Source organism: Rathayibacter sp. VKM Ac-2801 (genome assembly GCF_009834245.1).
Taxonomy (GTDB): Bacteria; Actinomycetota; Actinomycetes; order Actinomycetales; family Microbacteriaceae; genus Rathayibacter.
In genome coordinates, this window is sequence record NZ_CP047183.1 from 1,722,797 (window position 1) to 1,744,898 (window position 22,102).

Genomic DNA, 22,102 nt, shown 5'->3' on the forward strand with positions numbered 1-22,102 from the left:
GCAGGTTGTCGAGCGAGTGGTCGTCGCCCGGCTTGACGTGGTCGCACTGGTTGGCCGGCGCTTCGCACTTCTGCCCGGTCGAGTCGCGGGCCTGGCATCGGTAGCCGTCGCGGCGCAGGACCCGGACTCGGCGGGTGCTCCAGTCGGAGGGAAGGCGGTGGCTGCCCTGAGGTACGCTCGTCAGATGCAGTGGTGGGCCGACCTTGTTTCAGAAATCGAACACCACCGAATTCCCTTGGACGGGGCAGCTTTGCTGGCGCAGGTTTATCCTCTTGGGATCCTCTTCGCAGTCATCGAAGTGCGATTCCTAGGGGGCTCGGCGCGCCGACGCGTTGTGCGGAGAGGGGCTGACCCGTCGAAGGCTTCCAGAGTGGGTCTGTATTCACGAGCTTCTGCGGGGATGATCGCCACGCTCTCGCTTCCGGCCCTTATCGCAACATATGGTCTAGTCACTTCTGTAGTGACCCAAGTTGAATTGCGCAGTTGGTGGGCGGCACTGGCTGGACTCGCCGGAACGTTTCTGTGGGTGTCGGTAGTGGCTCTGTTTTTTGAGTTTGTGTGGGCAGCGTGGGCGCTCGACCGTGCGGAGGTGAAAGCTCCGGACATGGTTCAGAAGCCACAGCATTTTGAAGGTCCGAGAACGCAACCGAAGCCCGCTTCGGTTAAGCCCGGAAAAAAGCGGAAGCGGCGCTCCTAGCTGCGGAACTTGGAGAGCGCCGCGAGCTCCCGCGCCTCTGCAATCTCGCGAGTCTGCTCCGCGCGCCGACGGTGCAGGAGCGCCGTCGGCGTGATGCCGAGCTCGTGAGCGGCGTCCTCGAGGCGGCGGCGGTCGGACGGGGCGAGCTCGTCGACGGTCGTCGGCAGCGGGTGGCTTTCGAGGACGTCGGCGACGATAGAGGCGGTCAGGGCGCGCGAGCGCTCGTCGGCGTTGTAGCTGGTCATGCTGGGCTCTTCTCTGTGGAGGGGGTCGGGGAGGGCGAGGACTACACCGCGGCCGGAATGCCGGTCAGGACGCGGACAGCCCCACCGTTGGGGACGAGGGTCACAGTCCCGTCCTCGTTGTCGACGGGCAGTGGCAGGGCGTTGACGCCGACGAAGGCCGAGACGACCGAGCGGTCCACCGCGACGTTGCCGTCGTAGGAGCGGATCCAGCGAAGGGCGAAAGGCTCGGCGCCGGTCCGGTCGACAACGGAGGCGCCGAACGGAGCGCCCTCCGGCACCTCCGGAGCGCGGACGACGAGGCTAAACGCGTTCTTCACGAAGGCGACGATTTCGTCAGGGGCGAGGCGAGTCGACTCCACGACCTTGATACCGCGGACGACGCCGGGAGAGTCAAAGGTCGTCCCGGCCGAGCCGACGGGGCCGTCGAGGAGGTCGGCGTAGACCTGGCTGCCGACGGCCGCGACGATCGGGGTCTCGGCGGTGACGCCCTTGGCGCGGAGCGCCGAGCGAATCGCCGTGAAGGTGCGCGCGGGGTTGGTCGCGTCGTAGGTGATCGTGGTCGATTCGGGCGTCGCCTTGAGAGCGGCAGCGACGGCGCGCTCGACGTGCTTCGTGATCGCCGAGGTCTGCGGATCGAGCACCTGGCGCGTGAAGTCCCCGATTTCGAGGTCGAGGTCCGCCTCCGACAGCACGACCGCGTTGTAGACGTGATCGGTGAGTTCCACCGAGACGAACTGCTCTGCGATCTTGCCAGTGACGAGCGGAGTGGTCGTGTCGGCTGCGGGCTTCGTCTGCGAGGCGATTGCGCCGGGGACACGGACCTTGACGGTCATCCCCTTGCCCGGCTCGAAGTCGGCCTCGAGGTCGCGGGCGATCAGTGCGCCGAGGTTCAGGTCGCGACCGACGAGGTTGGCGGCCACGGTCGCGATGTTGTTGGGCGTTAGAAATGCGTTGGGCATGGGGTCTCCAGGGGTCGGGAGGAGCGGGCGGGAGGGGGCGAGGCCGCGCTCAGGCCAGGAGCGGCGCGGCCTCGCGAGGGAGCGGCCTGACGCCGCCCGGGTCCTCCGGGACCTTCGACGCCCGAAAGGAAGCGCCGAAGCGGTGTGCAGCGTTGACGCTGCGGGTCTAGGAAGCGCGCAGGAGCGCGCGAGCGCGGTCGTCGAGGGCGGCGACCTGTTCAGCGGTTCCGCCGGCCGCGGCGAGGCAGTCGCGGCGCTCGAGGAGCGCGAGGGCGGCGTCACGGGCTGCCGAGCGGTTCGCGCGGGAGCGGCGCTGGCGGCAGCGGTCGGAGCACACTGTCTGTGCCCCAGACAGGGCGGCGCCGCACATCGGGCAGGACACGGGCGAGCTCCGATCAGGTGTGACACCGGTTGTTGGGCCGAAAAAAGAGGAAGAGTCCACGGGCCTGGCGGAGCTGGAACTCTTCCCGACTGAGGAGGGGGCCACGGGCCCGACAAGCGCCGTGACTCGACGAGAGCGGCAGCCGCGGCAGAGCCGGTGGAGGCCGTTGCGCTCGCGCCCGTCGCGGCCGAAGGACGAGAGGGGCCGGCGGACGCCGCACTTCGCGCACGTCTTCCCGCTGCCCGCGGTCAGCCGCTCGAGGAGCCGGAGCGCCCCGTCCGCGAGGACGCCATCTTCGCCATGCGCGAGCGCCGCGGCCCGAATCAGGCGCTCGGCGCTCATGCTGCAGCGCGGACGGCGGGACCTTCGCCGGTCCATCGGCCGATCGCACCGTCGAGGGTGTCAACACACCGCCGGAGCTCGCCGAGGGAGGAACGTAGCGTCACCTCCGCGTCGACGACGGCAGCCCGGGCGGCGAGTCGTCGAGCGTCGACGGCGGTCTCGCCCGTTGGGTCGCCGTGCCCGCCGCTTGCGCGGATGCCGGAGTCGTCGCGGGGCTGCAGGGCGGGGGCGGGCTGCCATTGAGCGTCCTCAATTGTCGCGAGGAGCCGGGCGAGGACGAGGACCTCCTCGGCGAAGGCGCGGAGGAAGATCGGGAGGGGGAGCGGCGCGGGCATGGGCTGGCGGTCCTTCTTGACAGCCGACGGCGGATCCATCGGGTACGCGTGAGGAGGGGGCCAGGAGGGCTAGCGCGGCTCGGATCCGCGGCGAAGACCCAGGGTCGGCGCCGGAGGCGCCCCCGGCGCCGTCCGGGGTGTCGAAGGTGACGGTTCTAGGGGTAGTTACCATCTGCTGTTAAGAGAGAGACCCCTTAAGAGGAGATAGAGAGAAGGGGTCACTTCCGACACCTTCGACACCCGGGAACAACGAAGCGCCCCCGCCCCGGCGTCGGGAGGGAGGCGCTTCGCGCTCGGCGGGGGCTACTCGGCGTCGGCGCTCTCGCGCATGAAGCGCACGCGGGCGCGGACGTCGCCCCGGCGGTGGGCCGGGTCGTAGGACGAAACCGTCAGGTGGTCGAAGTGGCGGGCGAGCTCGGCTCGGCGCTCGGGGACGTCGACGAGGGAGAGGAAGTGTTCGCGGATCGTCAGGCCCGACGCGCGCTCGATCGTCTCCGACGAGGGCTCGACCCGGCGGAGCTCCGAGCGGCGCTCCTTGAGGGCGGCGACGCGAGCGAGGAGGGCGGAGGTGTCGGCGTCGTCGTCCATCATTGCCGCCGTCGCCTCGCGGAGGGCAGCCTCGACCTCCCGGAGCGCGCCGAAGGCCTCCTCGCCGTAGACGACCTCGATCACTTCCCGGTGCGGCTTCGCGCCGTCGAGAGCGAGCGTGTCCTCGATCACGAACTCCTCGAGGAGGACCGCGTCGATCCGGGGCGAGCGGCAGGCCTGGCCGTTGCGGTTCGCCGGACAGAAGTAGATCGGCTTGCCGCCGGCCGTCGTGACGTAGAGCTTCCGTCCGCAGTGGGCGCAGTAGGCCAGGCCCGAGAGGAGACGGGCTGCCCGACGAGGGCGGGCGCGGTCGGGGTCGCGGTCGCCGAAGCGGGCCCGGAGGCGCTCGAGAGTCTCGAGCTCGACGAGCGGGGGCCAGACGGTCACCGGCAGCCCGTCGGTATCGCGGACGACGTCGTCGCCGAGCGGGACGCGGCCGACGATCGTCGGGGCCGTCCAGAGCGCGCGGACCGTCGACGCCGTCCAGCGCCCGCGGTCGAGGCCCTCGGTCGGGGCGCCGCGGTAGGCGGCTCGCCGGTGCGCGGACTTCGACGTCGGCACGCCTCGGGCGGTCAGGTCGGCGACGATCGCGGAGAGCGGCTCGCGCTCGGCGAGGAGCCGCTCGGCCACCTCCCGCACGACCGCCGCCTCCTCTTCGTTCACGACGAGCACCCGGCCCGGGCCGTCCTCGGCCGGCGCTGACGAGTAGCCGAAGGGGATCGTCCCGCCGCCGGTGAATCGGTGAGTGACCGTCTTGCGGTAGGCGATCGCGCTCTTGGCTCGGGCGCTCGTGTTCTCCGCCTCCGTGCGCGCGACTTCCGAGAGGACGGCCGCGATGATCCTCCACGCCGGCTGATCGGAGCGGAGGCCGTCGCGGTGCGCGACGAAGAGGGAGCCGGGGACGGCGTCGAGGGTGCTCACGAGTTCGCCGACGGCGCCGAGGCCCTGCCGGGTCAGCCGGTCGAGCTTCCAGACGGCGAGCACGGCAGCCTCGCCGGCGGTGAGCATCCGGAAGGCCTCGGCGACGTTCGCGCGCACCTTCCGGCCCGAGATCCCGTCGTCGGCGAGCACGCGGACGACCTCCCAGCCCTCGCGCTGGGCGAGCTCGCGGAGGTCGGCCTCCTGCCTGGCGATCGAGGTCGAGTCGTCAGCGGAGGCGGAGAGGCGAAGATAGAGGACGGCGCGCATGAGGAACAGATTACTAGCTCACTAGGAGAACCCGCTCTACATGGCGGAGGAGGCGGCCGCCGCCGACCTGATCTCGGGCGGGCGGCTCGAGCTCGGCGTCAGCAGGGGATCGCCCGAGACGGCCCTGCGCGGGTCCGAGGCGTTCGGCTTCGTCCCGCCTGAGGGGATGACCGACGCCGACCTCGCCAGGGAGAAGGTGCGGATCTTCCGGGAGGCGCTCGCCGGGGCGCCGGTCGCTCAGTCGGATCCGGCGATGACGCGCCAGTCGCTCCCGCTCTCGATCGAGCCGCACTCGCCCGGGCTCGCGGACCGGATCTGGTGGGGTGCGGGCAGCTTCGCGACCGCTCGCTGGGCCGCCGAGCAGGGCATGAACCTGCAGTCGTCGACCCTGCTCCTGGAGGAGGAGGGCGTGCCCTTCGACGAGCTGCAGGCGCGCCAGATCCGCGAGTACCGCGCCGCGTGGAGCGACGCGGGCTGGGAGCGCGCCCCGCGTGTCTCCGTCTCGCGCAGCGTCCTTCCGATCACGAGCGATCTCGACCGCCTGTACTTCGGCGGCCGCGGCGAGCAGGACCAGGTCGCCACCCTCGAGGGCGTCCGCGCCCGCTTCGGCCGCAGCTACACGGGCGAGCCGGACGCCGTGGCCGCCGAGCTGGCCGCCGACGTCGCCGTGCAGGAGGCGGACACGCTGCTGCTCACCGTGCCCAACCAGCTGGGCGTCGAGTACAACGCGCGGCTCCTGCGCACCGTGGCAGAGTCGATCGCCCCGGCTCTCGGCTGGTCGCCGGCGACCGTGAGAGTCTGACGCCGGGGCCCGATGCCGGAACGCTCCGTCTCCTCGAGGAGAGGCGGGGCGTTCGTCGTTCTCCGCCCCTCGCATCCCTCTCGCCGACGCGAGGAGGGGACGGTGACGGAAACGACGGAACCCCCCGCCTCTCCGAAGAGAGACGAGGGGTTCCGGTCAGTGTGTCCGAGGGGGGACTTGAACCCCCACGCCCTATACGGGCACTAGCACCTCAAGCTAGCGCGTCTGCCATTTCCGCCACCCGGACGAGTGTTTCCTTCGACCTGCGTTTCCGCGGCCGAAGAAGACATTAGCACGGTTCCGGAGCCTCTCACGCCACCTCCCGGCCCACCGGCCTCCGCGCGCCGTCGAGCCCGCGCCGGTACCGTTGCCCGCATGTCCGACAGCATCGACAGCGCGCCCGTGACCGACAGCACCCTCGACGAGACGGCGCTCATCGCGCGCGATCTCATCCGCTTCGACACCAGCAACTACGGCGACGGGAAGGCGGAGCCGGAGCGCCCGGCCGCCGAGTACGTCGCGGCGAAGCTGCGCGATCTCGGCCTCGAGCCCGAGCTGATCGATTCCGACCCGGGACGCACGAGCGTCGTCGCGCGGGTCGCGGGGGAGGACCGCGAGCGCGGCGCCCTCGTCGTGCACGGGCACCTCGACGTGGTGCCCGCCATCGCCGACAACTGGAGCGTCGACCCGTTCGGCGGCGAGATCAAGGACGGCATGCTCTGGGGCCGCGGCGCGGTCGACATGAAGAACATGGACGCGATGATCCTCGCCTCGCTCGGCGACATCCTCCGCGAGGGGAAGCGCCCCTCCCGCGACCTCGTCATCGCCTTCTTCGCCGACGAGGAGGCGGGCGGCGTGCGGGGCTCGGGATTCCTGGCCCGGGAGCGGCCCGAGCTCTTCGCGGGAGCGACCGAGGCCATCAGCGAGGTCGGCGGCTACTCGATCGAGCTGGCCGGCAAGCGCGCCTACCTCGTGCAGACCGGCGAGAAGGCGCTGATGTGGCTGACCCTCCGCGCGCACGGCACGGCGGGGCACGGCTCGCAGATCAACTCCGAGAACGCCGTCACCCGGCTGGCGCAGGCGATCGCCCGCATCGGCAGCGAGGAGTGGCCCACGCGCCTCACCGACACCACGCGCGAGCTGCTCGACGAGGTCGCCCGCCTGCTCGGCCACGACCCGCAGCGCAGCACCCCGGAGGAGCTCGCGCTCGCCACCGGCACCGCCTCGCGCTTCATCGCCGCGACGCTGCGCACCACGGCGAATCCGTCGATGCTGTCGGCCGGTTACAAGGCCAACGTGATCCCGGACTCGGCGGAGGCCACCATCGACGTGCGCGTCCTCCCCGGCGAGGAGGACGCGGTGCTGGAGCGCCTGAAGGTCCTCGCCGGCGAGCACGTCGAGATCCTCGTCCAGCACCGCGACATCGGGCTCGAGGTGCCTTTCGCCGGCCCCCTCGTCGAGAGCATGGCCGCCTCGATCCGCCGGTTCGATCCGGGCGCCGAGGTCCTCCCGTACCTGCTCTCCGGAGGCACCGACAACAAGGCGCTCTCGACGCTCGGCATCACCGGATACGGGTTCGCGCCCCTCCAGCTGCCGTCGTCCCTGGACTTCCCGGCACTGTTCCACGGGGTCGACGAGCGCGTTCCACTGGACGCACTAGTGTTTGGCAGGAAGGTCCTGACCGATCTCCTGCTGAGCTCCTGACGGCGCCGCGGACCGGGTCAGCACCGACCGATCCCGACCGACTGCTGGCCGACGACGCCCCAGCCCTCCTCGAAAGTGACGCATGGGCCTGCTCGACGCGCTGATCCTGGGACTCGTCCAGGGTCTGACCGAATTCCTCCCCATCTCCTCCAGCGCCCACCTCCGGATCGTCAGCGAGCTGCTGCCCGGTCTCGGCGGCCGCGACACCGGAGCCGCGTTCACCGCGATCACGCAGCTGGGCACTGAGACCGCAGTCATCATCTACTTCTGGCGCGACATCGTGCGGATCGTGTCGCACTGGTCCCGCTCCCTCGTCGGCCGGGTCCCGCGCTCGGACCCGGACGCCCGCATGGGCTGGCTGATCATCCTGGGCAGCCTCCCGATCATCGTCCTCGGCCTCGTCTTCCAGGACGCGATCGAGACGACCCTCCGCTCCCTGTGGGTGGTGGCCACCACGCTGATCCTCTTCGGCATCCTGCTCGGCATCGCCGACGCGGTCGGCGCGAAGAAGCGCCGCCTGCGCGACCTGGGCGTCCGCGACGGCCTGATCTACGGAGGCGCGCAGGCGCTCGCCCTGATCCCCGGCGTCTCGCGCTCGGGAGGCACCATCACCGCCGGCCTCTTCCTCGGCTACGAGCGCAAGGCTGCGGCGCGCTACTCCTTCCTCCTCGCGATCCCCGCGGTGTTCGGCAGCGGGCTCTACCAGCTGTACAAGAGCATCAGCGACCCGGTGGTGCTTCCGAACCAGGTCCAGGTCGGCGGGCTCGAGACCCTCGTGGCGACCATCGTCGCGTTCGTGGTCGGCTTCGTCGTGATCGCGTTCTTCATGAACTACATCTCCCGCCGCAGCTTCCTCCCGTTCGTCGTCTACCGCATCGTGCTCGGCGTCGTCCTGATGATCGCGCTCGCCACCGGCCTGATCGCCGCCTAGATGCGCGCCTGGACCGCCGCCGACGTCCCCGCCCTCCCCGGCCGGGGGAGCGCCCCGCGACTGCACGACACCGCGACCGCAGCCCCCGTCGAGCTCGACGCGCCCAGCGGAGTCGCGAGCCTCTACGTCTGCGGCATCACGCCCTACGACGCCACCCATCTCGGGCACGCGTCGACCTATCTCGCCTTCGACACGGTCCAGCGCGTCTGGCTCGACGCGGGCTACACGGTCGAGTACGCCCAGAACGTGACCGACGTCGACGACCCGCTGCTCGAGCGGGCGACGGCCACCGGCGTCGACTGGCGCGACCTGGCCGAGGAGCAGGTCGAGCTGTTCCGCGGCGACATGGCGGCCCTGCGCGTCCTGCCTCCGCAGCACTACGTCGGCGTCACCGAGACCGTGGATCCGATCGCTGAGGCGGTCGCCCGACTGGAGCGCGACGGCGTCGCCTACCGCGTCGCTGCTCCGGACGCGGCGGCGGAGGGGGCGAGCGACCTCTACTACGACATCGCCGCGGCCGAGAGCGCCGTCTGGCACCTGGGCAGCGAGAGCGGGCTCGACGCGGAGACGATGGCCCGCTTCTCGGCGCTGCGCGGGGGCGACCCGGAGCGTGCCGGCAAGCGCGACCCCCTCGATCCGCTGCTCTGGCGGGCCGAGCGCGCCGGCGAGCCCGCCTGGGAGGCCGAGGTCGGCCGCGGTCGCCCGGGCTGGCACATCGAGTGCTCGGTGATCGCCCTCGACCGGCTCGGACCCGAGTTCACCCTGCAGGGCGGCGGGAGCGACCTTGTCTTCCCGCACCACGAGTTCAGCGCCGGCCACGCGGCGTCGCTGTCCGGCCGTCCTCTGGCCCGTGCCTACGCGCACGCCGGGATGGTCGCCTACCAGGGCGAGAAGATGAGCAAGTCGCTCGGCAACCTGGTGCTGGTCTCCCGTCTGCGGAGTGAGGGAGCGGACCCGCGAGCGGTCCGCCTGGCGCTCCTCGCGCACCACTACCGCTCCGACTGGGAGTGGCTGCCCGAGGACCTTCCATCGGCCGAGGCGCGCCTGGCGCACTGGGAGGCGGCCCTCGCCTCCGTCGGACCGCGCTCGGCGCTGGAGGTGCTGGCGCAGCTGCGCGAGGCGCTGGCCGACGACCTCGACACTCCGGCCGCCCTCGCCGTCGTGGACGCCGCACTGACCGAGGGCGTGGACGACCCGTCGCTCCTGCGCGACGCGGTCGACGCCCTGCTCGGAGTCCGTCCGGCCTGAGGCACGTCGGGTCCGAGGCCCGCCCGGCCGGAGATCCGTCCGGGCACGAGTCCTGTCAGGACCGGTCGTCGATCACGGGTCGCGAGCAGTCGCGGGATCGCCGACCGGCTCCGACGAGCAGTCGGCGGAGGAGGCTACGGCCGCCAGGGCTCCTCGCCGGAGCGGCCGTCGCCGCGGCGGCGCAGGTAGCGCTCGAACTCCTGGGCGATCGCCTCGCCGCTCGCCTCGGGCGAGTCGACGGTGTCCCGCGCCTGCTCGAGCTGGGCGATGTACGCCGCCATCTCCTCGTCCTCGGCGGCGAGGGCGTCGATGCCGCGCTCCCACTCCTCCGCCTCCTCGACGAGGTCGCCGCGGGGGATCGCCAGGCCGACGACCTCCTCGAGCTTCTCGAGCAGCGCCAGCATCGCCTTGGGCGACGGGGCGTTGTGCACGTAGTGCGGGACGGAGGCCCAGATCGAGACGGCGGGGATGCCGACCTTCTGCGCGGCCTCGCCGATCACGCTGAGGATGCCGACCGGCCCCTCGTAGCTGGAGCGCTCGAGCTCGAACGAGCTCCGCAGCTCCGCGTTCTCGCTCGAGGCGAAGATCGAGATCGGCCGGGTGTGCGGGACGTCGGCGAGCATCGCGCCGAGGAAGACGACGGCGGAGATGTCGATCGCGAGCATGGCGTCGACGACCTCGGCGGCGAAGCTCTTCCAGCTGCGCGAGGGCTCGGTGCCGATCATGAGGTACAGCGCGCTCTCGGCGTCGACCGAGGTGTCGGCCGGGCCGAAGATCTGGGTGCCGGGCCAGGAGAGGCTGCGACGGCCGTCCTCGCCGATCGAGAGCAGGGGGCGGGTGTACTGGAAGTCGTAGTACTGCTCGGCGTCGACGGCGAAGAGGGGCACGTACTCCCCGGCGTCCTTGACCAGCCGCAGCGCGCCGCTGGCGGCGTCTCCGGCGTCGTTCCAGCCCTCGAAGGCCACGACCAGGACGTTCCCCGTGATCACGTTCATAGGCAGGATCTCCGCGTTCGGCTCGATGTCCGGGGAGCGCACAGCGCGCCTGTCCCTCCGTCCAGGATAGGACCGCCCCCGACCCCGCCCGTCCCGCCCGGCGGGATCGGGGGCGCTGTTCGCTCTGGGCCCGCGGCCGGGGAGGGGCGCGGCCCTGCCGGTACCATGGTCGCTCGTGACTCCCGAGACCTCCGCCCGGCCGCTGTCCTCCGAGCCGCTCGAAGGAGCGGCCGCCCCCGCCGCCGTCCTCTGGGACATGGACGGGACGCTCGTCGACACCGAGCCGTACTGGATGGCGTCGGAGCACGCGCTCGTCTCGTCCTTCGGGGGAGTGTGGACGCACGAGGACGCGATGGGCCTCGTCGGCTCGGGCCTGCCCGCCGCCGCCCGGATCCTGCAGGGCAAGGGCGTCGACCTCTCCGTCGACGCGATCATCGACCGGATGACCGACGAGGTCGTCCAGCAGCTGGCCGTGAGCATCCCGTGGCGCCCGGGCGCGCTCGAGCTGCTGCGCGCGGTGTCCGACGCGGGAGTGCCGCAGGCGCTGGTCACGATGTCGATCTCGCGGATGGCCGCGGCCGTCGTCGACCGGATCCCGTTCCCCGCCTTCGCGGCCGTCGTCAGCGGCGACATGGTCGAGCGCAGCAAGCCCCACCCCGAGGCGTACCTCCTCGCTGCGAGCACTCTCGGCGTCGACATCGCCGCCTGCGTCGCGATCGAGGACTCGCTCACGGGCCTCGGCGCGGCTGTCGCCTCCGGAGCCGCGGCGATCGGCGTCCCGCACCAGCTCGAGCTGGACCCCGCCGCCCCCTACGCCCTCTGGCCCACCCTCGCGGGCCGCACCGTCGCGGACCTCGCGACGGTGTCCTCCGAGCACCGCGGCTCCGGCCCGGCCACGACCGAGACGGAGGCCCGCCGATGACCGGTGAGGCACTGCAGCATTCCGGACCCTTCCGCGCGGGGGACCGCGTCCAGCTGACGGGCCCCAAGGGGCGGATGAACACCATCACGCTCGTGCCCGGCAAGGTGTTCCACACCCACCGGGGCGGCATCGAGCACGACACGGTGATCGGGCTGCCCGACGGCTCGGTGGTGACCAACACCGTCGGCGTCGAGCATCTGGCGCTGCGCCCCCTCCTCGCCGACTTCGTGATGTCGATGCCCCGCGGAGCGGCGATCGTGTACCCGAAGGACGCCGCCCAGATCCTCGCCCTCGCCGACGTCTTCCCCGGCGCCCGCGTCGTCGAGGCCGGTGTCGGCTCCGGCGCGCTCTCGCTCTGGCTGCTGCGGGCGGTCGGGCCGACCGGCCGGCTGTCGTCGTTCGAGCGGCGCGAGGAGTTCGCCGACGTCGCACGGGCGAACATCGAGACCTTCCTCGGCTACACGCCCGACAACTGGAGCGTCACCGTCGGCGACCTGGTCGAGGCCCTGCCCGGCACGGTCCCGTCGGGCGAGGCCGACCGCGTCGTGCTGGACATGCTCGCGCCGTGGGAGTGCCTCGATGTCGCCGCCGAGGCTCTCACGCCCGGGGGAGTGCTCCTCTGCTACGTGGCCACCGTCACGCAGCTCTCGCGGACGGCGGAGGCGATCCGCGCCTCAGGGCTGTTCACGAACCCGTCGTCGAACGAGACCATGGTCCGCGGCTGGCACGTCGAGGGCCTGGCGGTCCGGCCGGACCACCGGATGATCGGCCACACCGGCTTCCTCATCACCGCCCGCCGGCTCGCTCCGGACACCGTGCTCCCCGAGCTCAAGCGGCGCCCGTCGAAGACGGACTTCAGCGACGAGGACGTGGAGGCGTGGACCCCCGGCGCTCTCGGCGAGCGTGCCGTGAGCCCGAAGAGCCTGCGCAAGCGGGTCCGCGAGTCCGCCACCAGCGCCGAGCTCTCCCGTGCCCGCGGCTTCGGCGAGGAGACCGCGGAGCCCGACGACGAGGGCATCCTCTAAGCTGTTCCCGGCCTCCGGGCCGTCTCCACTCCGGGCGTCACCGCTCCCCTTCTCTCGAATCGAGGACCCGTGCGCAGGACCACCGCGCTCATCGCCGGCATCGGCATCGTCGCCGCTCTCACCGGATGCACCGCGTCCTCCTCGCAGACCGACTGCGACGCTCCGTTCTCCTCCGGCGACTCCTCGGCGGCTGTCAGCGCCACGGGCGACTTCGGAGCGAAGCCGGACGTCAGCGTCCCGACGCCGCTGAAGGCGGACGGCACGCAGGTCAGCACCCTGATCGAGGGCTCGGGCGCACCGCTCGAGAAGGGCCAGCTCGTCACCATCGACTACACCCTGGTCAACGGAGCGGACGGCACCGTCCTCGAGACCTCGCCCTACGACGGGTCGAGCACCGCCCGCTTCGGCGTCGGCGGAGCCGGGCTCGTCGGCCTGAACGAGGGCCTCCTCTGCACGCAGGTCGGCTCGCGCGTCGCCATCGCGATCGCCCCCGAGGACGGCTTCGGCCAGTCCTCCTCGCAGCTCGGCATCTCGGAGGACGACACCCTCGTGCTCGTCGCGGACGTCCGCGAGGCCTCGCTGGCCCGCGCGAACGGCGCCGCCCAGCCCGTGCCCGACGGCTTCCCGACGGTGACCCTCGGCGACGACGGACGCCCGGGGCTCGCGAAGCCCTCCGGCGATGCGCCGACCGACCTCCGCATCGCCCAGCTCAAGAAGGGCGACGGCGACGTCGTCGCCGAGGGCGATCAGGTCGTCGTGGCCTACACCGGCTGGCAGTGGAGCGACGGGAAGGTGTTCGACTCCAGCTGGGAGAAGGGCGCTCCCGCCGTCTTCACGGCCGCCGACGGCTCGACCACCCAGGGCGGAGTGATCGCCGGATTCGCCGACGCCCTCATCGGCCAGCCCGTCGGCTCCCAGGTCATCGCGGTCATCCCGCCGGACCAGGGCTACGGCGACCAGGGCTCGCCCCAGGGCGGGATCCCCGGCGGCGCCACGCTGATCTTCGTCGCCGACATCCTCGGAAAGGTCTGACCGGACCCGGCCCTAGACTGGAGGGCGTGCCTTCCGACGCCCCGTCCTCGAGCCGCGTCCCGGCCGAGGAGCGTCTGTTCAACCTCGTGCTCGCGCTCGTCGCGGCCGAGAGCGGACTGACGAAGGCCGACGTCCTCTCGACGGTGCAGGGCTACCGGCAGCGGGTGGGGCGGGGCGACCGGACCTCGCTCGAGCGCCAGTTCGAGCGCGACAAGGACGACCTGCGCGAGCTGGGCATCCCGATCGAGACGGTCGACGCCCCGGGCGATCCGGGCAACACCCAGACCGTCCGGTACCGCATCGCGAAGCGCAGCTACGACCTCCCGGCCGACCTGACCTTCGATCCGGAGGAGCTCGCGCTGCTCCGCCTGGCCGGGGCGGTCTGGCGCGAGGGGACGCTCTCGGCGGAGTCGCGGCGCGCGCTGATCAAGCTGCGCTCGATCGGCGTCGAGTCCGTCGACCCCGTCATCGGCATCAGCCCCTCCATCCGGGTCCGCGAGGCCTCGTTCGAGCCGCTCAGCACCGCGCTCGACCGCGGCCAGGTCGTCCGGTTCCCCTACCTCAAGCCCGGCGGCGAGGAGCCGCGCGTGCGCACCGTGCAGCCCCGCGCCCTGGTGAACCACCAGGGGCGCTGGCACCTCCACGGCTGGGACGAGGGTGCCGAGGGCACGCGGACCTTCCTCCTGTCGCGGATCGTCGGACCCGTCGCCCCGACCGGACGCACCGCGCCTCCAGCCGAGGGGGACCACGCCGCGACCGCCCTCGCCCAGCTCGACGAGATCCTGCGGCGCAACAGCGCTCTTTTGCGCGTCGCTCCCGACTCCGACGCCGCCCTCCGGCTCGGCGGGCGCGCCGAGGCGGAGGGCGAGGGCCAGGATCTGCTGCGCCTGCACTACACCGACCCGGACGTGCTCGCCGACGAGCTCGCCGGCCACGGCCCCGAGGTGCGGGTGCTCGAGCCGGAGGAGCTCCGGCGACGCGTCCTCGACCGCCTCCGCCGCACCCTGGACGACCATGGAGGGGATCCCCGTGGCTAGACCCCGCTCCCTGCAGGCGCGCGACCGCCTGGCCGTCCTGCTCTCCCTCGTGCCCTATCTGCTCGACCGGGGCCGCGTCTCCGTCGCCGAGGTCGCTGCGCACTTCGAGATCCCGGAGGAGGAGGTGCGCCGCGCGGTGCGCCTCATCGCCGTCTCGGGCATCCCGGGCGAGACCGCGCAGTACCAGGCGAACGACCTGTTCGACATCGGCTGGGACGACTTCGAGGAGAACGACCACGTCGTCCTCACCCACCAGGTCGCGATCGACGACTCGCCGAGGTTCTCGGCGCGCGAGGCCGCCGCCCTCATCGCCGGCATGCAGTACCTCGCGGCGCTGCCGGAGAACCAGGGCAACGATCGGATCGCCTCGCTGATGGGGAAGCTCGCGCGCGGCGCCTCGTCGGCCCCGAGCGCGGTGGCGGTCTCGCGCGGCACGGGCGCCGACAGCGCCGTGGCGCTCCTGCGGACCGCGATGGCCTCCGCGACGCAGGTCGCGTTCGACTACCGCAGCGCCCGCGGCGAGACCGAGTCCCGGCTCGTCGACCCCTTCGTGCTCGAATCCGTCGACCGGGACTGGTACCTGCGCGGGTGGGACCACCTCCGCGAGGGCGTCAGGACGTTCCGCGTCGACCGGATGCGCTCCCTCCGCGACAGGGGGGCGCCGATCGTCCGGCGCCGCAACGAGGTGACCCTCTCGGAGCGCCTCTTCGAGGCCTCCGCCTCCGATCTGGTCGTTGATCTGCGCGTCGCCCCCAGCGCTGTCGTGCTGCTGGGCGACTACGCGGCCGACGCCGAGTTCCCCGATCCGGTGCCGGGGGAGGCTGACCGAGGTGTCCTCGTCCGCCTGCGCGTCGCCCATCTGGAGGGACTGACGCGCCTGGTGGCGTCATTGGCGGGACTCGCCACGGTGGTGGCGCCCCCCGAGGCGCGCGCCGCTGTCAGGCACTGGGCGGCCGCCGCACTCGCCGCGAACGAGGGGGAGCCGTCGTGACCTGGTGGTCGTGGATCCTGATCTGGCTCGGCCTCGCGCTGGGCGCACTGGCGATGCTGGCCCTCTTCGCCCTCTCCTACTGGCGCAAGGGCAGGGTTCTGCTCGGCCGGCTGGCCGAGGTCACCGCGAAACTCGAGACGCTGAGTCCCGGAGTGACGGACGACCTGCCGCCCCGGCCGCCCTCGTCGCTCTTCGCCGATCGCGACGACGTGAGGCGCGCGCACGAGGGGCGGCGTGACGCACGTCGCGACAGGATCGATCTCCGCCGGTCAGGAAGAGTCGAACGGGGTAAGCTCCTCGTACACCGCAACCGACAAGTGAAGTGAGTCTGCAATGTTCGCTGGCCTCCAGGGGTGGCACCTCCTCATCATCCTCGCCGTGATCCTCCTCCTGTTCGGTGCGCCCAAGCTCCCGCAGCTGGCCCGCAGTGTCGGGCAGTCGATGCGGATCTTCAAGAGCGAGGTCAAGACCATGAAGGACGAGGACGGCACCGAGCGCCGTGAGTCGACCGAGGGGACCACCGGCACCGTCGCCGGATCCACCGGGACGACCACCGGCACCGGCTCCACCACGCCGCCCGAGTCCCCGCTCAAGTAATGACGTCCGTGGCAGCGAAGAAGCCACGGACGAAGCGGACGAAGAACCCCGACGGGCGCATGTCGCTCGGGGCCCACCTCGTCGAGCTTCGCAACAGGCTCTTCAAGTCGGCGATCGCGATCGTCATCGCGTGCGTCGCGGGATGGTTCGTCTCGGAGTGGGTCTTCGAGGCGCTCAAGGCTCCGATCTCCGAGGTGGCCGCCACCCAGGGCAAGGAGGCGATCCTCAACTTCCCGACGATCGCCGGAGCCTTCGACCTGCGGCTGCAGATCGCCATCACGGTGGGCATCGTCCTGGCGAGCCCGGTCTGGCTCTACCAGATCTGGGCGTTCCTCGTCCCGGGCCTGACCCGCAAGGAGATGCGGTACGGCCTCGGCTTCATCCTCACCGCCATCCCGCTGTTCTTCGCGGGCTGCGCGGCCGGCTGGTTCGTGTTCCCGCACATCGTCGAGCTCCTGACGAGCTTCACCGGCAGCGACGCGGCGAGCTTCCTCGACGCCAAGATCTACTACGAGTTCGTGCTCAAGCTCGTGCTGGTGGTCGGCATCGCCTTCGTGCTGCCCGTCTTCCTGGTGCTCCTCAACTTCCTCGGCATCCTCCCCGGAATGCTGATCCTCAAGTCGTGGCGCATCGCGATCATGGCGATCGTGCTCTTCACCGCGATCGCGACCCCCGCGGCCGACCCGATCTCGATGTTCCTCCTGGCCATCCCGATCATCTTCCTGTTCTTCCTCGCCTGCGGGATCGCGATCCTGCACGACCGGCGCGCCGCCAAGCGCCAGCTGGTGTTCGACGGCAGCCCCTCCGACCTGCCCGCGTGACCGGACCGTCTCCCGCCGAGCGGTTCGCCGCGTTCCGGACGCGCCAGGGCCATGCGAGGGTCGAGGCGTTCCGCTCGACCCTCGCGTTCGACCTCGACCCCTTCCAGTACGAGGCCTGCAGCGCGCTCGACGACGGCCACAGCGTCCTCGTCGCCGCGCCCACCGGTGCCGGCAAGACCGCGGTGGCGGAGTTCGCGATCCACCTGGCCATGCAGGACCCGACGGCCAAGGTCTTCTACACGACGCCGATGAAGGCGCTGAGCAACCAGAAGTTCCAGGAGTTCGTCGAGGACTACGGAGCCTCCGAGGTCGGCCTGCTGACCGGCGACTCCAACGTCAACGCGCGCGCCCGCATCGTCGTGATGACGACCGAGGTGCTGCGCAACATGCTGTACGCCGACTCGGACCTCCTGCACGACCTCGCCTACGTCGTGATGGACGAGGTGCACTACCTCGCCGACCGCTTCCGCGGCGCCGTCTGGGAGGAGGTCATCATCCACCTCCCGCAGCGCGTGCGGCTGGTCTCGCTCAGCGCGACCGTGTCGAACGCCGAGGAGTTCGGCGACTGGCTCCAGACCGTCCGGGGCGAGACCGAGGTCATCGTCTCCGAGGAGCGTCCCGTCCCGCTCGACCAGCACGTCCTCGTGGGCGGCAAGCTCGTCGACCTCTTCGACTCCTCCGGACGGGCGGCGACGAACCGGGTGAACCCGGAGCTCGCCCGCATGGCCCAGGGCGGCTCGCGGGTCGAGCGCGGCGGCCGGGGCGGCCGCAACGGCCGAGGCGGTCGCGGCCGCTACCCGGAGCAGCGCACCGAGGAGCTCGTGCTGCGCTCGGAGGTCGTCGAGATCCTCCGCGGCAAGAACCTCCTCCCCGCGATCTTCTTCGTCTTCAGCCGCGCCGGCTGCGACCAGGCCGTCCGCCAGGTGCTGCGGTCGGGCGTGCGCCTCACCGAGCGCCACGAGCGCGACGAGATCCGCGCGATCGTCGAGGAGCGCTGCCGGACGATCCGCGACGAGGACCTCGCGGTGCTCGGCTACTGGGAGTGGCTCGACGGACTCCAGCGGGGCGTCGCCGCCCACCACGCCGGGATGCTCCCCGCCTTCAAGGAGGTCGTGGAGGAGCTGTTCCTGCGCAGGCTCGTGCGCGTGGTCTTCGCGACCGAGACGCTCGCGCTCGGCATCAACATGCCCGCCCGCACGGTCGTCCTCGAGAAGCTCGAGAAGTTCAACGGCGAGGCGCGCGTCCCGATCACGCCGGGGGAGTACACCCAGCTCACGGGCCGCGCCGGCCGACGCGGCATCGACGTCGAGGGCCACTCGGTGATCCAGTGGCGCGGGGGGATGGACCCCCAGGCGGTCGCGTCCCTCGCCTCGCGGCGGACCTACCCGCTCAACTCCAGCTTCCGCCCCAGCTACAACATGGCCGCGAACCTGATCGAGCAGTTCGGACGGGTGCGCACGCGCGAGATCCTGGAGTCGTCTTTCGCGCAGTTCCAGGCCGACCGGTCCGTCGTCGATCTCGCCCGCCGGGTCCGCCAGCAGGAGGAGTCGATGGCGGGCTACGTGGCGGCGATGCAGTGCCACCTGGGCGACTTCGAGCAGTACGCGGCGATCCGCCGCGAGATCGGCGATCTCGAGCGCCGGGGCGCAGTGCGCGGCGAATCGGCCTCCCACGCCGAGCGCGAGAAGCGCCAGGGCCAGCTCACGAGCCTGCGGCGCCGGATGAAGGCCCACCCGTGCCACGCCTGCTCCGACCGCGAGCAGCACGCCCGCTGGGCCGAGCGCTGGTGGAAGCTGCGCCGCGAGACCGACGAGATCGAGCGCCAGATCCGCTCGCGGACCGGAGCCGTCGCCCGCATCTTCGACCACATCACGGACGTGCTGCTCGAGCTCGGATACTTCCGCCGCGACGAGGTCGGCGAGCTCTCGCTGACGCCGAACGGACGCACGCTCCGCCGGATCTACGGGGAGCGGGACCTGCTGGTCGCCGAGTGCCTCCGGAAGCAGGCGTGGACGGAGCTCGACCCGGCCGGCCTCGCGGCGATGGCGTGCTGCCTCGTCTTCGAGCCGCGACGCGAGGAGGGGACGCTGGGCGAGCGGTTCCTGCCCCGCGGCGCGTTCCCCGAGGCGCTGGAGAAGACCCAGCTGCTGTGGGCCCGGCTCGACGACGTCGAGCGCGACCACCGCCTGCCGGGCAGCAACCCGATCTCGACGAGCCTCGCGCTCTCGATGAACATGTGGGCCAAGGGCATGCCGCTCGACATGGTGCTCCGCGAGTCCGACATGGCCGCCGGCGACTTCGTGCGCTGGGCGAAGCAGACCATCGACCTCCTCGACCAGCTCTCCGTCGTCGCCGAGGGCAAGGTGGGCCGCGCTGCCCGGACCGCCCTCGACCTGGTGCGCCGCGGCATCGTCGCGTACTCGACCGTCGCATGACGCCGGTCGCTCCTCCGCCCGGTGGGCGGACCGTTCCGCTGTGGGTGGCGCTGCCCCTCGCGGCCCTCGGCGGTGCCGTGCTCGACCGCGGCTTCCCCGACTCCGACGTCTGGCCGCTGGCGATCGTGGGCGCTGCGGCGATCCTGTTCGCGCTGGCGGGCCGCGGCTTCTGGAGCGGGGCCCTCGTCGGCCTCGTCGGCGGGGCGGTCTTCTGGGGCGTCCACATCGAGTGGCTGACGCTCTACCTCGGCCCGGTCCCGTGGGCGGCCCTCGCCGGCCTGCAGGCGATCTTCTTCGCTCTCTCCGCGGGGCTCATGGCGGTCGTCTCCACGCGCGGCCACCGCGTCTGGACGGGGCCGCTCGGCCGGATGGTCGGCCTCCCCGCCCTCCTGGCGGCACTCTGGATCGGCCGGGAGTCGATCACCAGCGTCTGGCCCTACGGCGGCTTCGCCTGGGGCAGGCTCGCGATCTCTCAGTCCCTCAGCCCGCTCGCCGGTCTCGCAGCGTGGATCGGCTTCGCCGGGCTCGGCTTCATCGTGGCGTTCCTCGCCGCCGTGCTCGCGCAGGCCGTTCGCGAGGTGTCCGTCCCGGCCTCCGCCCGCGTCAGTGCTCTCGCGGGCTTCGCGATCGTGGCACTGGTGTTCCCCGCCTGGCCGGCACCGACGGAGGGCACGACCCGGATCGCCGCCGTGCAGGGCGACTCCGATGCGGGCCTGTTCTCGCAGAGCTACCGCGGGCAGATCCTCGAGGACCACACCTCGGCGACGCTGCCGATCCTCGACCAGGACGTCGACATGGTGGTGTGGCCCGAGAACGGGGTCGATATCGATCCGACCCGGAACGCCCAGTCGGCCGCCGTCCTCGACTACCTCAGCAGGACGATGGACGCGCCGTTCATCGTGGGCACGATCACGAACCCGTCGGACGACGTCTTCTACAACAGCTCGCTGCTCTGGAAGGCGGGGGAGGGGGCGACGCAGGTCTACGACAAGGTGCACCCCGTCCCGTTCGCCGAGTACATGCCGGACCGCGCGTTCTGGCGGATGTTCGCCCCGGACCTGGTCGACCTGGTGAGCCGCGACTACTCGATCGGCACGCGTCCCAACGTCTTCGACGTGAACGGCGTGCTCGCGGGCATCGCGATCTGCTTCGACATCTCGGACGACGCGCTGACGAACGCGATGGTCGACGGGGGAGCCCAGGTCATCCTCGGGCAGACCAACAACGCCGACTTCGGCCGGACCGACGAGAGCGTCCAGCAGCTCGCCATCGCGCGCCTGCGGGCCATCGAGACCGGGCGCAGCGTGGTCAACATCTCGACCGTCGGGACGAGCGCGATCATCGGGCCGGACGGCGCGACGATCGACTCCCTGACATGGTTCGAGCCGGGTGCCATGGTGGACGAGGTCCCCCTCAGCTCCACCACGACCCCGGCTCTGGTGTGGGCGCGAGACCTCGGCTGGTACTTCCTGGCCGCCGGTCTCATCGGCATGGTCTCGTTCGTCCTCAGGACTCGCGAGCCGCGACGCCGTTCCCGCTGACCGGCGCTACGCGCCGATCTTGTGCTCGCCGCGCCTGGCCCGCAGATAGGCGAGCCGCTCCTCGAGCAGCTCCTCCAGCTCCGCACGGGTCCGCCGCTCGAGCAGCATGTCCCAGTGGGTGCGCGGAGCCTTCTGCTCGCCCCTGTCCACGACGACCGGCTTCGAGTCCACCATCAGAGTGGCCTCGTGACCGCAGGAGCGGCACTCCCAGGTCTCCGGTGCTTCCGCGTCGGCCGAGAACACCATGTCGGTGTCGTGGCCGCAGTTCGCGCAGTGGTACTCGTAGGTCGATCGCGGGGAGAAGACGACGCCTTCCTCGCTCTGCAGGCTCTGGGATCCGAGCCGCATTCCTCGCAGGCTTCGATCTGCCATTGTGTGGTCTCCTCTCGCTGTGCTTCCTCAGTGTCAACGTCGTACCTGGAGGTGGTCTTCCCGTCCCTGCCATTGCCAGAGAATCCTCAGGTCGGAGGCGTATTCCGCGACTCCTGAGGGCGGCCCCGACGGGCGTCGATGAGGGCGTCGACCGCCACTCGGGCGAGATCGGTGCGGTCGGTCACGAGCCCGTCGATCCCGAGCGCGAGGAGCTCGTCCATCCGCTCCGGATCGTCGATGGTCCAGAGGTGGATCTCGCAGCCGGTCGCCCGCAGCCGGGCGAGGATCCGCGGCTCGGCGACGCGGAGGCCGAGCGCGCTCTCGGGCACCTGGAGTGCATCGATGCCGCGGAGAGCGAGACGCAGGGGGAGGGCGGCGCCGAGGTGCGCGGCGACCAGCGCGACGAGGAAGCGGAGGGCGGACGCCGAGGTCGCGGCGCCGGAAAGACGCCTGACGGCCGCTGATCGACGGCCCTCGGAGAACGAGGTGATCAGGACCCGCTCTGCAGCGGCGGCGCCGGCGACCGCGGCGACGACCGGGTCGATCGCGTCCCGCGACTTCACGTCGATGTTGAAGCGCGCCCGGGGGAGCGCGGCGAGGGCCTGCTCGAGAGAGGCGAGCCGGGCACCTCCCGACAGCCCGAGGTCGGCGAGCTCCTCCCACCGGGTCGCGGCGACGGCGTGGCGGCGGCCGGAGCGGTCGACCACCTCGGCGTCGTGGACGAGAACGGCGACACCGTCGAGGGAGGCCCGCGCATCGGTCTCGAGGAGTTCAGCGCCCGCTGCCAGGGCGCGTTCGAAAGCAGCGAGCGTGTTGCCCTCCGCAGGCGGGCCGAACCCGCGGTGCGCGATCACCCGGGGCGTCGGCCCGCTCAGGACGAGGGGTCGCTCGGAGGCGCGCATCGCGGGCCGGC

20 protein-coding genes, 1 tRNA gene and 1 pseudogene are annotated in these 22,102 nt (G+C 71.7%); 14 read left to right on the plus strand and 8 right to left on the minus strand.

Annotated features, from left to right (window positions below; genetic code table 11):
- Positions 1-693 precede the first annotated feature (693 nt).
- The 4 genes from GSU45_RS07940 to GSU45_RS07960 all read right to left on the minus strand — a co-directional run bounded on the left by GSU45_RS07940 (position 694) and on the right by GSU45_RS07960 (position 4,736).
- Positions 694-942, minus strand: a complete 249-nt coding sequence (locus GSU45_RS07940; RefSeq protein ID WP_159914071.1) for a hypothetical protein — start codon at positions 940-942, stop codon at positions 694-696.
- 41 nt (positions 943-983) lie between these two features.
- The gene (locus tag GSU45_RS07945) at positions 984-1,901 is read right to left on the minus strand and encodes a P22 phage major capsid protein family protein (RefSeq protein ID WP_159914073.1); all 918 of its coding nucleotides are present in this window, start codon (positions 1,899-1,901) and stop codon (positions 984-986) included.
- Positions 1,902-2,621: 720 nt separating this feature from the next.
- Entirely contained in the window at positions 2,622-2,960 is a 339-nt protein-coding gene (locus tag GSU45_RS07955) for a hypothetical protein (protein WP_159914077.1), read from the minus strand.
- A 303-nt stretch (positions 2,961-3,263) separates the two neighbouring features.
- Positions 3,264-4,736, minus strand: a complete 1,473-nt coding sequence (locus GSU45_RS07960) for a recombinase family protein (protein ID WP_159914079.1) — start codon at positions 4,734-4,736, stop codon at positions 3,264-3,266.
- Between the two features lie 25 nt (positions 4,737-4,761).
- On the opposite strand from GSU45_RS07960, the pseudogene GSU45_RS07965 reads away from it, so the two are divergent.
- Positions 4,762-5,538: pseudogene (locus GSU45_RS07965) on the plus strand (LLM class flavin-dependent oxidoreductase); the annotation flags it as partial.
- Between the two features lie 162 nt (positions 5,539-5,700).
- On the opposite strand, the gene GSU45_RS07970 reads toward GSU45_RS07965, so the two are convergent.
- Positions 5,701-5,785, minus strand: a tRNA-Leu gene (locus GSU45_RS07970).
- Between the two features lie 128 nt (positions 5,786-5,913).
- Between GSU45_RS07970 and GSU45_RS07975 the strand changes: the two genes are divergently transcribed.
- From GSU45_RS07975 to mshC, 3 genes are all read left to right on the plus strand, one after another.
- Complete coding sequence (locus tag GSU45_RS07975; protein WP_244248259.1) at positions 5,914-7,242, plus strand: M20/M25/M40 family metallo-hydrolase; 1,329 nt, start codon at positions 5,914-5,916, stop codon at positions 7,240-7,242.
- An 82-nt stretch (positions 7,243-7,324) separates the two neighbouring features.
- Positions 7,325-8,173: an undecaprenyl-diphosphate phosphatase gene (locus GSU45_RS07980; RefSeq protein WP_159914083.1), complete on the plus strand. Its 849-nt coding sequence runs from the start codon at positions 7,325-7,327 to the stop codon at positions 8,171-8,173.
- A complete protein-coding gene (gene mshC, locus GSU45_RS07985; protein ID WP_159914085.1) occupies positions 8,174-9,421 on the plus strand; it encodes a cysteine--1-D-myo-inosityl 2-amino-2-deoxy-alpha-D-glucopyranoside ligase in 1,248 nt (415 codons plus the stop codon).
- Positions 9,422-9,555: 134 nt separating this feature from the next.
- Here mshC and GSU45_RS07990 read toward each other — a convergent pair whose 3' ends face one another.
- Positions 9,556-10,416, minus strand: a complete 861-nt coding sequence (locus GSU45_RS07990; protein ID WP_159914087.1) for a PAC2 family protein — start codon at positions 10,414-10,416, stop codon at positions 9,556-9,558.
- A 175-nt stretch (positions 10,417-10,591) separates the two neighbouring features.
- On the opposite strand from GSU45_RS07990, the gene GSU45_RS07995 reads away from it, so the two are divergent.
- The 10 genes from GSU45_RS07995 to lnt all read left to right on the plus strand — a co-directional run bounded on the left by GSU45_RS07995 (position 10,592) and on the right by lnt (position 20,817).
- Positions 10,592-11,338, plus strand: a complete 747-nt coding sequence (locus GSU45_RS07995; protein ID WP_279631112.1) for an HAD family hydrolase — start codon at positions 10,592-10,594, stop codon at positions 11,336-11,338.
- On the plus strand, positions 11,335-12,363 hold the full coding sequence (locus GSU45_RS08000) for a tRNA (adenine-N1)-methyltransferase (RefSeq protein WP_104222012.1): 1,029 nt from the start codon (positions 11,335-11,337) through the stop codon (positions 12,361-12,363). The genes GSU45_RS07995 and GSU45_RS08000 overlap by 4 nt, the downstream gene beginning before the upstream one ends.
- A gap of 69 nt (positions 12,364-12,432) precedes the next feature.
- The gene (locus GSU45_RS08005; protein ID WP_159914089.1) at positions 12,433-13,395 is read left to right on the plus strand and encodes an FKBP-type peptidyl-prolyl cis-trans isomerase; all 963 of its coding nucleotides are present in this window, start codon (positions 12,433-12,435) and stop codon (positions 13,393-13,395) included.
- A 26-nt stretch (positions 13,396-13,421) separates the two neighbouring features.
- Positions 13,422-14,432, plus strand: coding sequence for a WYL domain-containing protein (locus GSU45_RS08010; RefSeq protein ID WP_159914091.1), 1,011 nt, complete (start codon positions 13,422-13,424; stop codon positions 14,430-14,432).
- Positions 14,425-15,423, plus strand: a complete 999-nt coding sequence (locus GSU45_RS08015) for a WYL domain-containing protein (protein ID WP_244248260.1) — start codon at positions 14,425-14,427, stop codon at positions 15,421-15,423. The genes GSU45_RS08010 and GSU45_RS08015 overlap by 8 nt, the downstream gene beginning before the upstream one ends.
- Complete coding sequence (locus tag GSU45_RS08020) at positions 15,420-15,749, plus strand: hypothetical protein (protein WP_159914095.1); 330 nt, start codon at positions 15,420-15,422, stop codon at positions 15,747-15,749. Before GSU45_RS08015 ends, GSU45_RS08020 begins: the two co-directional genes overlap by 4 nt.
- 7 nt (positions 15,750-15,756) lie before the next feature.
- Positions 15,757-16,020, plus strand: coding sequence for a Sec-independent protein translocase subunit TatA (tatA, locus tag GSU45_RS08025; RefSeq protein WP_159914096.1), 264 nt, complete (start codon positions 15,757-15,759; stop codon positions 16,018-16,020).
- 59 nt (positions 16,021-16,079) lie between these two features.
- Complete coding sequence (tatC, locus tag GSU45_RS08030) at positions 16,080-16,841, plus strand: twin-arginine translocase subunit TatC (RefSeq protein WP_159916970.1); 762 nt, start codon at positions 16,080-16,082, stop codon at positions 16,839-16,841.
- Positions 16,838-19,276: a DEAD/DEAH box helicase gene (locus GSU45_RS08035; RefSeq protein WP_159914097.1), complete on the plus strand. Its 2,439-nt coding sequence runs from the start codon at positions 16,838-16,840 to the stop codon at positions 19,274-19,276. The genes tatC and GSU45_RS08035 overlap by 4 nt, the downstream gene beginning before the upstream one ends.
- Positions 19,277-19,320: 44 nt before the next feature.
- Complete coding sequence (gene lnt, locus GSU45_RS08040) at positions 19,321-20,817, plus strand: apolipoprotein N-acyltransferase (RefSeq protein ID WP_244248261.1); 1,497 nt, start codon at positions 19,321-19,323, stop codon at positions 20,815-20,817.
- Positions 20,818-20,823: 6 nt separating this feature from the next.
- On the opposite strand, the gene GSU45_RS08045 is transcribed toward lnt, so the two are convergent.
- Positions 20,824-21,189 (minus strand): RNA polymerase-binding protein RbpA, encoded by a 366-nt coding sequence (locus GSU45_RS08045; protein WP_159914099.1) that lies wholly within the window; start codon positions 21,187-21,189, stop codon positions 20,824-20,826.
- Positions 21,190-21,275: 86 nt separating this feature from the next.
- Positions 21,276-22,091, minus strand: a complete 816-nt coding sequence (locus GSU45_RS08050) for a glycerophosphodiester phosphodiesterase family protein (protein WP_159914100.1) — start codon at positions 22,089-22,091, stop codon at positions 21,276-21,278.
- Positions 22,092-22,102 lie beyond the last annotated feature (11 nt).